Raw genomic sequence first — 12550 nt, 5'->3', positions numbered from 1 at the left:
GCCCATACCAAGGGTCGAAATCGGAAAGGCCCCGCCCCCGTGCGGGGCCTTTTCCTTTGGCCGACCCCGGCCAAGTCCCGGTTTTTATTTGTCAGAGGCCAAATCCTGCCGCTATAGTCAGGCGAGAAAAATCGTGGCGGCCGCTGCCATTGGGCCGACCACAGGGGGGACACGGATGATTAGGTCCGAACTGATCCAGAAGATCGCCGACGAAAATCCGCATCTGACACAGCGCCATGTCGAACGGATCGTTAACACGGTCTTCGAGGCGATCATCGACGCCCTGGCCAAGGGGGACCGGGTCGAGTTGCGCGGCTTCGGCGCCTTTTCCGTCAAGGCGCGGGACGGGCGCGTGGGCCGCAATCCCCGCACCGGCGAGGCGGTGCAGGTCGATGACAAGAAGGTGCCCTTCTTCAAGACCGGCAAGCTTCTGCGCGACCGGCTGAACACCAAATAGTCCGGCGGCTTGCGCCCGGTCGGGATCGGGCCGATATTGGCCTGAAGTTGCTCGCTGGGGCCTGACATGATCCGCACCTTACGACTGATCCTTCTCGGCCTGCTGGGGCTGGTGCTTCTGACTCTGGCGCTGGCCAACCGCGCGCCGGTCGAGGTGCGGCTCTTGCCCGGCGACCTGGCGGCGCTGACCGGGCTGACCTGGGGGATGCAGCTGCCGCTGTTCCTGGTGATCTTCGCCGGGATCCTGGCGGGGGTGCTGATCGGCTTTGTCTGGGAATGGTTCCGCGAACATGGCCACCGCGCCACCGCCAGCCAGAAATCGCGCGAGGTGGCAAAGCTGGAGCGGGAACTGGCGGTGCTGCGGGACTCGACCTCGGTTCCGCCGAAGGACGAGGTGCTGGCGCTTCTGGACAAGGGCTGAGATGGAGGTCCGGGTCAAGATCTGCGGGCTGCGCACGGCGGCGGATGTCGCGGCGGCGGCGGCGGCCGGGGCGGCCTATGCCGGCTTCGTCTTCTTCCCGAAAAGCCCGCGCCACCTGACGGTCGCGGCCGCGCGCGCCCTGGCGCTGGAGGCGCCCGAGGGGCTGTGCAAGGTGGCGCTGACGGTCGATGCCGACGAGGCGACGCTGGACGCCATCGTCGAGGCGGTGCCCCTGGACATGTTGCAACTGCACGGCCACGAGACGCCGGAGCGGGTGGCCGAGGTCAAGGCGCGCTATGGCCTGCCGGTGATGAAGGCGATCGGCGTGGCGGACGAGGGCGATCTGGCCGGGCTCATGGAGATGAGCCTCGCGGCGGACCAGCTGCTGATCGACGCGAAGCCGCCGAAGGGCGCGGCGCTGCCGGGGGGCAACGGGCTGGCCTTCGACTGGCGGCTGCTGGTCGGGCGCAAGTGGCTGCGGCCCTGGATGCTGGCCGGGGGGCTGACGCCCGAGAACGTGGCGCAGGCGGTGCGGCTGACCGGGGCGCGGCAGGTGGATGTCTCCTCGGGCGTGGAAAGCGCGCCGGGGGTGAAGGATCACGCGAAGATCGCGGCCTTTGTCGAGGCGGCGCAGGGCGTGAAGGCCGGGGTGCCGATCCTGCGATGAGCGAGGTCCGATTCCGCGATGCCACCCGCGCCGATGTACCCGCAATCGTGGCGCTGCTGGCCGATGACCCTTTGGGCAAGGGCCGCGAAGGCGCGGCGATGGCGGATTACCTTGCCGCCTTCGCGGACATCGCCGCCAATCCGATGCACCAGCTGATCGTCGGCGAGGCCGGGGGCCAGATCATCGCCTGCTGCCAACTGACGATCCTTGCCGGGCTGTCGCGCGGTGGCGGCCGCCGGGCGCTGGTCGAGGCGGTGCGGGTCGCGGCCGGGCTGCGCTCGCAGGGGATCGGGGCGCGGATGATGGCGGAGTGCGAGGCGCGGGCAAGGGCGGCGGGCGCGACGATCATCCAGCTGACCACCGACCGCAGCCGCACGGACGCGCATCGCTTCTACGAGCGGTTGGGCTACCGGGCCTCGCATCTGGGGATGAAGAAGCCGCTTTGACGCCGCCGCCGTTGGGCGCTACATCCCGAGGGAAGCAACGGGGGTGCATCATGGCCGAGGACGGGTTGAACAGCTTCATGACGGGGCCGGACGAGGCGGGGCGCTTCGGGATCTTCGGGGGGCGTTTCGTCTCCGAGACCCTGATGCCGCTGATCCTGGAGCTGGAAGATCGCTACAACCACGCCAAGACCGACCCCAGCTTCTGGGCCGAGATGGACGACCTGTGGAAGCACTATGTCGGCCGGCCCTCGCCCCTGTATTTCGCGCCGCGCCTGACCGAACATCTGGGCGGCGCCAAGGTCTACATGAAGCGCGACGAGCTGAACCATACCGGCGCGCACAAGATCAACAACGTGCTGGGCCAGATCATCCTGGCCCGCCGCATGGGCAAGACCCGGATCATCGCCGAGACCGGCGCGGGCCAGCATGGGGTGGCGACGGCGACGGTCTGCGCCAAGTTCGGGCTGAAATGCGTGGTCTACATGGGCGCGCATGACGTGGAACGCCAGGCGCCGAACGTGTTCCGGATGAAGCTTCTGGGCGCCGAGGTGATCCCGGTGACGAGCGGCCGCGGCACGCTGAAGGACGCGATGAACGACGCGCTGCGCGACTGGGTGACGAACGTGCGCGACACCTTCTACTGCATCGGCACGGTGGCGGGGCCGCATCCCTATCCGGCCATGGTGCGCGACTTCCAGTCGATCATCGGCAAGGAGGTCCGCTGGCAGCTGGCCGAGCAGGAAGGCGAGGGGCGGCTGCCCGACGTGGTGGTCGCGGCCATCGGCGGCGGGTCGAACGCGATGGGGCTGTTCTTCCCCTTCCTCGACGATCCCTCGGTTCGGATCGTGGGGGTCGAAGCGGGCGGCAAGGGCGTGGATGACCGGATGGAGCATTGCGCCTCGCTCACCGGCGGGCGGCCGGGTGTGCTGCACGGCAACCGGACCTATCTGTTGCAGGATGCGGACGGGCAGATCCTGGAAGGCTTCAGCATCAGCGCGGGCCTCGATTACCCCGGCATCGGGCCGGAGCATTCCTGGCTGCATGACGTGGGCCGGGCGGAATATGTCAGCATCACCGACGCCGAGGCGCTGGAGGCGTTCCAGCTGTGCTGCAAGCTGGAGGGAATCATCCCGGCGCTGGAGCCGAGCCATGCGCTTGGGCAGGTGATGAAGCTGGCGCCGACGCTGTCGCGCGACAAGATCATCGTGATGAACATGTGCGGCCGCGGCGACAAGGACATCTTCACCGTCGCCAAGCATCTGGGCGTGCAGATGTCGGTCTGATGCCCGGATCGGGCCGGCGGATTTTGGCCATAAACCCGAGTTTAGGGGAACAATCCATCGGCTTATGGACTGGGCGCTAAACCCTGGGGCAATTTCTTTGCGCGACATGCGGCGGTCAGTTCGGGGCTCTTGCCGCCGAACCGGCCAGGCAGATCGCAAAGGGAAACGACCGATGAAACTCAAGACCAGACTGATGTTGTTCGCCGCCGCCACCGCCTTGTCGGCGAACATGGCCCATGCCGCGATCAGCGGCGACGACCTGGCCCAGGCCTATCTGGCGCAGGGCTATGACCATGTCGAGGTGAAGGTCGGCCCGACGCAGACCAAGGTCGAGGCGGTGAAAGGCTCTGCCAAGGTCGAAGTGGTCTATGACAACGAGACCGGCAGCATCCTCAAGCAGGAGCAGGAAGTTGCGGAGGGCGACGACCTGGGCAAGACCGGCGCGGAGATCACGACAGTCGAGCGCGACTTCGAGGACGGCGATGATGACGGCAGCGATGATGACGCGGACGACGATCAGGACGACGACGACGATGGAGACGATCACGGCGGCGACGACGACCACGACGACGACCATGACGACGGCGACGACCACGGCGGCGACGACAAGGACGGCGAGGACTGAGGCCTTGGCCCGAGCGAAGCGGAGGTCCCGGTCTTGCCGGGGCCTCCGGCCTGTTCCATACTTGCCCGAGACGGGCCCGAGGGGATCGACATGAAACGCCGGGATTTTCTGACCGTCCTTGCGGCGGGGGTGGCGGCCGCAAGCCCCGCCCTGGCGCAGGATTATGTCCGGGGCATCGTCCGTCAGCTGCAACAGCAGGGCTTCGCCTCGGTCACCGAGGAACGCACCCTGCTGGGGCGCGTCAGGATCGTCGCGGTCAGCGGGGACGGCCGGCGCGAGATCATCGTCAACCCCAACAACGGCGAGATCCTGCGCGATCTGTGGTCGCCCAGCGGGAACGGCGTTGCCGAGGTGACCATCATCGACGACCGCAAGCCCGGCAAGGGCAACGGCAAGGGCAAGGGCGGCAGCGACGATGACGACGATGATGACGACGACGACGACGACGATGACGATGGCGACGATGATCGGGATGACGGCGATGACGACCATGACTGAAGCCGCGCCGGATCGGGGCCCCCGGTGAGACGCACGGCCCCATTCCTGACGATCTTCGTCATCCAGGCGGTCTGCGCCTTCTTCTTCGTGTCCGACATCCTCGCCTCGGTCCTGGGCGTCGAGACCACGCCGGTCAGCTGGGAGACGCGCGAGTTGATGGAGATCGGCGCCTCGGTCGGCCTGGTGCTGGGCGTCGTGGTCGGCGGGCTGATGCTGCACCGGGCGCTGCGCGACCGGACCCATGCGGTGCGCGACCGCAACGAGGCCGAGGAACGCCTGCGCCGCGCCTCGGGGGCCTTCATGGATCTCTTGCACGAACGCTTTGCCGAATGGGGCCTGACGCCGTCGGAAAGGGACGTGGCGCTGTTCGCGATCAAGGGCCTGTCCACGGCCGAGATCGCGGGCCTGCGCATGACCAGCGAGGGGACGGTGAAGGCGCAGACCAATGCGATCTACCGCAAGGCCGGGGTCAGCGGACGGCCGCAGCTTCTCAGCCTGTTCATCGACGACCTGATGCGCGAGGACGGGGCGGTGCGTCTGGCGGCGAACCAGACCGGCGACGCGGCCTGATCAGGTCGCGTCCGTGGCGTATTCGCGCAGGATCTCCAGCGGGACGACGGCCAGCGTGGCCTGATGGGTGGCGGCAAGGCGCAGCTGCGGGGCGGCGCCCTCCTCATGCGCCTGCAGGAAACGGGCGGCGCAGAGGCACCACTGGTCGCCGGGCTTCAGCCCCTTGAAGCCGTATTCCGGGCGCGGGGTCGAAAGATCGTTGCCGAGGTATTTCGACAGCGCCAGGAATTCGGCCGTCATCAGGGCGCAGACGGTGTGCAGCCCGCGGTCCATCGGTCCGGTATTGCAGCAGCCGTCGCGGAAGAAGCCGGTGACCGGATCGGCGGAGCAGGGTTCCAGCGGCTGGCCAAGGACGTTGAGCGAGGGGAGTTTCATGCGGTCTCCTTTCGCCCTTCAGGGTAGCGCCCGGCGGGCCATTGTCCAAGGGTTGCCGCACTGGACCCTTGCCGGGGCTTTGTCTATAACGCCGCCATGAAGACCTGGGCCCGCACCGCGCGAATTACCGGCCCGGCGGGCTGAGCTTCAGCCGCCGGGTTTGTCGTCTTGCCGCTGGTCCGGGGTCGCCGGACCGACCCTGCCCCTGACTTGAAGGTCCGATCCGCATGTGTGCCGATACCGTTCTGCCCTCTGACGTCCCCGATTACCGCGATACCGTCTTCCTGCCCGAGACCCAGTTCCCGATGCGCGCGGGCCTGCCCCAGCGCGAGCCGGGCTGGCTGGCGCGGTGGGAGCGGATCGGGGTCTATGACCGGCTGCGCGCTTCGGCGGCGGGCAGGGCGCCCTTCGTGCTGCATGACGGCCCTCCTTACGCCAACGGGCACCTGCACATCGGCCATGCGCTGAACAAGGTGTTGAAGGACATGGTGGTGCGCAGCCAGCAGATGATGGGCCGCGACGCCCGCTATGTGCCGGGCTGGGACTGCCACGGCCTGCCGATCGAGTGGAAGATCGAGGAGCAGTACCGCGCCAAGGGGCTGAACAAGGACGACGTGGACACGGTCGCCTTCCGCCAGGAATGCCGCAAGTTCGCCGAGGGCTGGATCGACGTCCAGCGCGAGGAGTTCAAGCGGCTGGGGGTCACGGGGAAGTGGGACCGGCCCTATCTGACGATGGACTACCACGCCGAGGCGGTGATCGCCGACGAGTTCATGAAGTTCCTGATGAACGGGTCGCTGTATCAGGGCTCGAAGCCGGTGATGTGGTCGCCGGTGGAAAAGACCGCGCTGGCCGAGGCGGAGGTGGAGTATCACGATCATACCTCGCATCAGGTGTGGGTGGCATTCAAAGTTGTACGAGTCGGAACCGCTGACTTCTTTGAGGTAGTGCCGTCTTACGATCCCGGCGACATGGGCTATGAGCGAGCCTCTCAGTATGCCTTCAGTCGTCAAAGTCGGTTGCTGGGTGCGAGCGTTGTCATCTGGACGACCACCCCCTGGACCATTCCGCAGAACCGCGCGGTCGCCTTCGGACCAAGCGTGACCTACGGGCTTTACGAAATGGAGTCCTGGTCCGGCAATCTGAACCTTGGTCTGCTCGAAAGGGTCATTCTCGCTGACAACCTTGCCGCAGCTACCTTTGCCGCGGCAAAAGTGCCCGAGGGCCAGTTTAGGCGGCTGGGAGATGTGTCGGCAGACGACTTGGCGAACCTAACCCTCGCCCACCCCTTCCGGGGCGTCGAGGGCGGCAATGGCGAATGGGACTATGACGTTCCGATGCTGCCGGGCGATCATGTCACCGACGATGCGGGCACGGGCTTTGTCCATACCGCCCCGTCCCACGGGGATGACGACTATCAGCTTGGGGTGAAGTTCGGCCTGCCGATGACTTACAACGTCGAGGCGGACGGGTCCTACCGGGCCGACCTGCCACTGTTCGGCGGGCAGCACATCATCACGCCCGAGGGCAAGGAAGGCCCGGCGAACGTCAGCGTCATCAAGCAGCTGGCCTATGCCGGCGCGCTCTTCGCCAAGGGGAAGCTCAAGCATTCCTATCCGCATAGCTGGCGGTCGAAGGCTCCGGTGATCTACCGCAACACGCCGCAGTGGTTCGTGGCCATCGACCGCAAGCTGGAGGACGGGCTTGGCACCTATGGCGACACGATCCGCTCCCGGGCGCTGACTTCGATCAACCAGCTGGTCGAGTGGACCCCGGCGACGGGGCGGAACCGGCTGAACTCGATGATCGAGGCGCGCCCCGATTGGGTGCTGTCGCGCCAGCGCGCCTGGGGCGTGCCGCTGACCTGCTTCGTGAAGAAGGGCGCGCGGCCGGATGCAGCGGACTTCCTGCTGAAGAACGCGGAGGTCAACGCGCGGATCAGGGCTGCCTTCGAGGCCGAGGGCGCGGATGTGTGGTATGTGCAAGGATTCAAGGAAAAGATGCTGCAAGGCATCGTGGATCCGCAGGATTATGAACAGGTCTACGATGTGCTGGACGTCTGGTTCGACTCCGGCTCGACCCATGCCTTCGTGCTGCGCGACCGCGAGGACGGCAGCCCGGACGGGATTGCCGACCTGTATCTCGAAGGCACCGACCAGCATCGCGGGTGGTTCCATTCCTCGATGCTGCAGGCCTGCGGCACCAAGGGGCGGGCACCTTACCGGGGCGTGCTGACCCACGGCTTCACGCTGGACGAGAAGGGCATGAAGATGTCCAAGTCGCTTGGCAACACCACGGCCCCGCAAGAGGTGATCGGCGAATATGGCGCCGATATCCTGCGGCTCTGGGTGGCGCAGTCGGACTATACGGTCGACCTGCGGATCGGGAAGGAGATCCTGAAAGGGGTCGCCGACAGCTATCGCCGTCTGCGCAATACCATGCGCTACATGCTGGGCGCGCTGGCCGGGTTCAGCGAGGCGGAGCGGGTAGAGCCCGCAGCGATGCCCGAGCTGGAACGCTGGGTGCTGCACCGGCTGGCGGAACTGGATGCCGAGGTGCGCGCGGGTTATGCGGCCTACGACTTCCAGGGGGTGTTCCAGAAGCTGTTCACCTTCTGCACCACGGATCTTTCGGCGGTCTATTTCGACATCCGCAAGGACGCGCTTTACTGCGATGCGCCGTCCTCGCTGCGGCGGCGGGCCTGCCGGACGGTGATGGACCTGCTGTTCCACCGCCTGACGACCTGGCTGGCGCCGGTGCTGGTCTTCACCATGGAGGAGGTCTGGCTGGAGCGGTTCCCGGGCGAGGAAAGCTCGGTCCACCTGGTCGATTTCCCGGAAACACCGGCCGGATGGCGGGATGAGGCGCTGGCGGCGAAATGGGACTCCCTGCGCGATGCGCGCCGGGTGGTGACGGGGGCGCTGGAGGTGCAGCGGACCGCCAAGGTGATCGGGGCGAGTCTCGAGGCCGCGCCGGAGGTCTTCGTCTCGCCGGTGCTGGCGGGGCTGCTGGGCAGCGTGGATTTCGCGGAACTTTGCATCACCTCGGACCTGAAACTGTCCACCGAGGCCGCGCCGGAGGGTGCCTTTGCCCTGGCCGAGGTGCCGGAGGTGGCGGTGGTCTTCCATCCGGCGGCCGGGACGAAATGCGAACGCTGCTGGAAGGTCCTGCCGGATGTGGGCACCCACAAGCACGCGGGCACCTGCCAACGCTGCAACGACGCGCTGGGCTAGGCAGGGTGGGCGATATTGCCCACCTTGCGCGCGCGGTGGTCCCGACGCCGTTCGGGCCGGTGACGCTGGTCGAGGCGGGGGGCCTTCTGGTGCGGCTGGACTGGCGGGCCGATCCGGGCGAAGGCTCGGCCCTGCTGGAGGAGGCCAGGCGGCAGCTGGAGGCCTATTTCGACCGCCGCCTCGCCCGTTTCGACCTGCCCTTCGACTGGGGCGCGGGGCTGGATGCCGCCGTGCGCCGGGCGATGGCGGATATCCCCCTGGGCGAGACGCGGACCTATGGCCAGATCGCCCGGGCGGTGGCTGCGCCCGCGCAGGCGGTGGGGCAGGCCTGCGGCGCGAATCCGCTGCCGATCCTGATCCCCTGCCACCGCGTCACCGGCACCGCCTGGTTCGGCGGCTTTTCCGCGCCGGGCGGCGTGGAGACCAAGGCCGCGCTCCTGCGGCACGAGGGGGCGCTGCTGCTCTAGGCTCTGGCCCTGTCGAAAGGGCGGCTCTGGAGCCATGCGCCCGCTTGTGCGGAGCCGGGCCGGCGGTTAGCCATGGGGCAACGGTCTTCTTGCGGGTGCGTCTTGACCCTTGGCATCTTCCTGGCGGTCCTTGGCGCGGCCTTCCTGCATGCGTTGTGGAATGCGCTGATCAAGCTTGGCACCTCGAAGGTGGGCGGGATGGTGATCCTGTCGATCGTCGAGATTCCGATCGGCCTGGCGGTTCTGGTCTTCGCCGATCCGATCGACCCGGCGGCGGTGCCCTGGGTGATCGCGGCGGGCTGCACCCATTTCGCCTACAAGTTCTTCCTGACCTATGCCTATGACCGGGGCGACCTGAGCCGGGTCTATCCCATTGCGCGCGGCGCGGCGCCGATGGTGGTGGCGCTGGTCGGCGCGGCCTTCCTGTCGGATGCGGTGAGCGGGCAGGAATATCTGGCGATCGCGGTGCTGGCGGGGGGGATCCTGCTGATGGCGCGGGGGGTGATCGCCTCGGGCGAGGACCGCCGGCTGCTGCCCTTTGCGCTGGGCTCGGCCATGGCGACGGCGACCTATACGCTGATCGACGGGATGGGGGCGCGGGTCTCGGGCGCGCCGGTGGCCTATGTGGCCTGGGTCTTCGTGGCGGACGGCTGCTTCTTCTCGGCGGGGATGGTGGCGCTGCGGGGATGGGATGTGATCCCGCGCAACTGGCGCGCCTGGCGGATGGGAACCTTCGCCTCGGCGGCGAGCTACGGGGCCTATGCGGTGTCGATCTGGGCGATGACGCTGGCCCCAATCGCGGTGGTGGCGGCGCTGCGCGAGACCTCGATCCTGTTCGCGGTGCTGATCGGCTGGCTGGTCTTCGGCGAGAGGATGAGCGGCGAGAAGGCGCTGGCGGCGGTCACCATCGTCGCCGGCGTGATGCTGATGCGGCTGTGACGGCTCCTCGTGCGACTTCGTCCTCTCGTCCTGGGGAGCGATCTTTCCGGCAGCGAAGGGCTGCTCCTCGTGCGACTTCGTCTTCTCGTCGCGGCGCAGCGAGGAGTGACGAAGTCATCGACGCGCGGGACGGGATCAGCGGACCCGGCGGATGCCTTCGGGGACCAGCTGCTGGGCGATCCCGGCGAGGGCGAGGTAGAGCGAGGTCAGCACCAGCAGCCATTTGGCGACGGGCCCTTCCTGGAAATCCCACCAGGCGGCCCAGCTGGCCAGGATGATCCAGGCGACGGTCACCGCCAGCGAGATCTCGTGCCAGCGGTTCGTGCGGACCGGGTGGATGAACTTGAGATTGGTGAACATCGTCACCGTCAGCAGGATCACCACCAGCAGGATCACCGTCTGGCTGGGCTGGGTGGCGAAAAGCACCAGGACCACCATGTTCCAGCAGCCGGGGAAGCCGGCAAAGCTCTTGTCCTTGGTCTTCATCCGGGTGTCGACGAAATAGATCACCGAGCCGTAGCAGATCACGATGATCGCCAGCCAGCCGGTCCAGCCCGGCAGGAGGCCGGACTTGAAGAGGGCAAAGGCCGGGATGAAGACATAGGTGAGGTAGTCGATGATCAGGTCCATCAGGATCCCGTCATAGTTCGGCCAGTTGGTCTTGACATGGTAGCGCCGCGCCAGCGGCCCGTCGATCCCGTCGACGATCAGCGCCGCCACCAGCCAGAGGAACATCAGGCTCCACTTCTCCTCGACGGCCGCCAGCATGGCGAACATCGACAGCACCGCCCCGGTGGCGGTGAGCAGGTGGACCGAGAGGGCTTTCAGACGTGGGCTCATCGGTTTCTTGATGGCGGATAACGCTTCCGTGCGCAACAGGGGTTGGGCGTCAAGTCAGGCTCTCGGGTGGGCTTTTTCATAGACCTCCATCAGCCGCGCGGCATCGACGGCGGTATAGCCCTGCGTGGTGGAGAGCGAGGCATGGCCCAAAAGCTCCTGGATCGCGCGCAGGTCGCCGCCGGCCGCGAGCAGATGGGTGGCGAAGCTGTGGCGCAGCGCATGCGGCGTGGCCGAGGCGGGCAGGCCGAGGCGCAGGCGGGCGCGCTCCATCGCGGCCTGGATCAGGCGGGGGTTGACCGCGCCGCCGCGCGCGCCGCGGAACAGGGGCTCGGACGGGACGAGGTCATAGGGACAGACTGCGGCATAGGCGGCGACGGCCTCGGCCGCGGCGGGGATCACCGGGACGATGCGGGTCCGACCGCCCTTGCCGGTGACGCGGAGGCTTTGCGGCAGCGGATGGTCGGCGCCGGTCAGGGCCAGCGCCTCGGAGATGCGCAGGCCGAGGCCGTAGAGGAGGGTGGCGATGGCGGTGTCGCGGGCGATGATCCAGTCCTCGCGCGCGTCCTGGCCGATCTCGCCCAGCATGGCGCTCGCACCGTCCTCGGACAGCGGGCGGGGCAGGGTGCGGCGGTAGCGCGGCGAGCGGGCCGAGAGGACGGTGGTCGGCTCGGCCTCGCTGCGGTCGGCGGCCCAGGCGGTGAAGGTCTTGACCGCCGAGAGCGCCCGGGCCAGCGAGCGCGAGGAAAGGCCGCGCGCGCGTTCCTCGGCCATCCAGGCGCGCAGGTCGGCCTGGGTGGTGGCGGCGACGCGGGCCAGCCCTCCGGCCCCGCCCTGGTGCTGCGCGAGAAAGGCGAGATAGCGCGCGACGTCGCGGCGATAGGCGGCGATGGTGTTGGGGGCGGCGCCCTCCAGCGCGGCCAGTTGCGCCAGCCAGTCCGCCAGCGCCTGCCCCAGCGCCGGGGCCAGGAAGGGGATCAGGCCAGCCACCGCTGCATCTGCCGCTCGAACACCCCGGCGAAGAAGGTCAGCAGGTCGGTGCCATGCGTCGGGCGGAACATGTGCGGGTCCTCCGAGCCGAAGGCCAGCAGTCCGGGCAGCCGTCCCTTGCCGAGGTCGAGCTGCATCAGCGCCTCGGAGCGCAGTTCGGCGGATTGCGGCCCGAAGACGGTGGCGGCAAGCGCGGTGGTGGCGCGCAGGACGACGGGCCGGGCGGTGCCGCTGCGGCCGTTCGAGAGATACTGGCCGACATGGCCGCGCGGGCCGACCTGCATCACCTCGCCCTGTTTCCGCAGCGCGGGGTCCGAGCGGCCATCCTCCTGTGCGGTTTCCAGCACCAGCCGGACGGCATCGACGCGCAGGGTCTGGGCGACCTCGCCCTTCAGGGCGGCGATGAATCCCTCGAAGCTGGCGGGCTCCAGCAGGTGCAGGACGGCGCGGTGGATCTGGTTGGTGCCGGCGAGGTTCTCGTAGGCGGCCGCGATGACCGAGCGGTGGGTATCCTCCAGCCGGTCGAGCCGGGTTTCCAGCCGGCGCATGGCGATGCCGCGCAGGTCGACGATATTGGCGCCCATCGCGCGCTCGTTGGCGGCGACAAGGGCGTTCATCACGTCGCGGTCTTCCAGAAGCCGTTCGGGTTCGGCCAGGATCAGGTCGCGCAGGTCGGGTTCGATCATGGGTCAGCCAGCCGGTTTGGACAGGAAATCCCGCGCATTATAGGCGGAAGCTGATCC

Annotated in this window: 15 protein-coding genes; 11 read left to right on the top strand and 4 right to left on the bottom strand. The window is 67.9% G+C overall.

Annotated features, from left to right (window positions below):
* Positions 1–175 precede the first annotated feature (175 nt).
* The 8 genes from ihfB (at position 176) to ACE3UA_RS03730 (ending at position 4966) form a co-directional block, all read left to right on the top strand.
* Positions 176–457: an integration host factor subunit beta gene (ihfB, locus tag ACE3UA_RS03765; RefSeq protein WP_197647030.1), complete on the top strand. Its 282-nt coding sequence runs from the start codon at positions 176–178 to the stop codon at positions 455–457.
* Positions 458–523: 66 nt separating this feature from the next.
* On the top strand, positions 524–877 hold the full coding sequence (locus ACE3UA_RS03760; RefSeq protein WP_374642659.1) for a LapA family protein: 354 nt from the start codon (positions 524–526) through the stop codon (positions 875–877).
* 1 nt (position 878) lies between these two features.
* The gene (locus tag ACE3UA_RS03755; RefSeq protein WP_374642657.1) at positions 879–1544 is read left to right on the top strand and encodes a phosphoribosylanthranilate isomerase; all 666 of its coding nucleotides are present in this window, start codon (positions 879–881) and stop codon (positions 1542–1544) included.
* Complete coding sequence (locus ACE3UA_RS03750) at positions 1541–1990, top strand: GNAT family N-acetyltransferase (RefSeq protein ID WP_374642654.1); 450 nt, start codon at positions 1541–1543, stop codon at positions 1988–1990. The genes ACE3UA_RS03755 and ACE3UA_RS03750 overlap by 4 nt, the downstream gene beginning before the upstream one ends.
* 50 nt (positions 1991–2040) lie before the next feature.
* Positions 2041–3273, top strand: coding sequence for a tryptophan synthase subunit beta (gene trpB / locus ACE3UA_RS03745; protein WP_374642652.1), 1233 nt, complete (start codon positions 2041–2043; stop codon positions 3271–3273).
* A 172-nt stretch (positions 3274–3445) separates the two neighbouring features.
* The gene (locus ACE3UA_RS03740; protein ID WP_374642650.1) at positions 3446–3898 is read left to right on the top strand and encodes a PepSY domain-containing protein; all 453 of its coding nucleotides are present in this window, start codon (positions 3446–3448) and stop codon (positions 3896–3898) included.
* A 90-nt stretch (positions 3899–3988) separates the two neighbouring features.
* Positions 3989–4396: a twin-arginine translocation signal domain-containing protein gene (locus ACE3UA_RS03735; RefSeq protein ID WP_374642648.1), complete on the top strand. Its 408-nt coding sequence runs from the start codon at positions 3989–3991 to the stop codon at positions 4394–4396.
* A 24-nt stretch (positions 4397–4420) separates the two neighbouring features.
* A complete protein-coding gene (locus tag ACE3UA_RS03730) occupies positions 4421–4966 on the top strand; it encodes a helix-turn-helix transcriptional regulator (RefSeq protein ID WP_374642645.1) in 546 nt (181 codons plus the stop codon).
* On the opposite strand, the gene ACE3UA_RS03725 is transcribed toward ACE3UA_RS03730, so the two are convergent.
* Positions 4967–5341 carry a DUF2237 family protein gene (locus tag ACE3UA_RS03725; protein ID WP_374642643.1) on the bottom strand — a complete coding sequence of 125 codons (375 nt, stop codon included), beginning with the start codon at positions 5339–5341 and terminating at the stop codon, positions 4967–4969. It lies immediately after the preceding gene.
* A gap of 227 nt (positions 5342–5568) precedes the next feature.
* Between ACE3UA_RS03725 and ileS the strand changes: the two genes are divergently transcribed.
* The 3 genes from ileS (at position 5569) to ACE3UA_RS03710 (ending at position 9980) form a co-directional block, all read left to right on the top strand.
* Positions 5569–8574 carry an isoleucine--tRNA ligase gene (gene ileS, locus ACE3UA_RS03720; RefSeq protein WP_374642641.1) on the top strand — a complete coding sequence of 1002 codons (3006 nt, stop codon included), beginning with the start codon at positions 5569–5571 and terminating at the stop codon, positions 8572–8574.
* A 5-nt stretch (positions 8575–8579) separates the two neighbouring features.
* Positions 8580–9041 carry a methylated-DNA--[protein]-cysteine S-methyltransferase gene (locus tag ACE3UA_RS03715; RefSeq protein ID WP_374642639.1) on the top strand — a complete coding sequence of 154 codons (462 nt, stop codon included), beginning with the start codon at positions 8580–8582 and terminating at the stop codon, positions 9039–9041.
* A gap of 102 nt (positions 9042–9143) precedes the next feature.
* Positions 9144–9980 carry an EamA family transporter gene (locus ACE3UA_RS03710; protein ID WP_374642637.1) on the top strand — a complete coding sequence of 279 codons (837 nt, stop codon included), beginning with the start codon at positions 9144–9146 and terminating at the stop codon, positions 9978–9980.
* 135 nt (positions 9981–10115) lie between these two features.
* Here ACE3UA_RS03710 and ACE3UA_RS03705 read toward each other — a convergent pair whose 3' ends face one another.
* From ACE3UA_RS03705 to ACE3UA_RS03695, 3 genes are read right to left on the bottom strand one after another with little or no spacing between them, the layout of a single operon-like run.
* Positions 10116–10820 (bottom strand): phosphatidylcholine/phosphatidylserine synthase, encoded by a 705-nt coding sequence (locus ACE3UA_RS03705; RefSeq protein WP_374642635.1) that lies wholly within the window; start codon positions 10818–10820, stop codon positions 10116–10118.
* A gap of 54 nt (positions 10821–10874) precedes the next feature.
* A complete protein-coding gene (locus ACE3UA_RS03700; RefSeq protein ID WP_374642821.1) occupies positions 10875–11798 on the bottom strand; it encodes a tyrosine recombinase XerC in 924 nt (307 codons plus the stop codon).
* Positions 11795–12493, bottom strand: a complete 699-nt coding sequence (locus ACE3UA_RS03695) for a DUF484 family protein (protein ID WP_374642633.1) — start codon at positions 12491–12493, stop codon at positions 11795–11797. The genes ACE3UA_RS03700 and ACE3UA_RS03695 overlap by 4 nt, the downstream gene beginning before the upstream one ends.
* Positions 12494–12550 lie beyond the last annotated feature (57 nt).

Source organism: Tabrizicola sp., assembly GCF_041919135.1.
Classification (GTDB): domain Bacteria; phylum Pseudomonadota; class Alphaproteobacteria; order Rhodobacterales; family Rhodobacteraceae; genus Tabrizicola.
The sequence above is the reverse complement of the archived record's forward strand: the minus strand, read 5'-3'. Positions and strand labels throughout refer to the sequence as shown.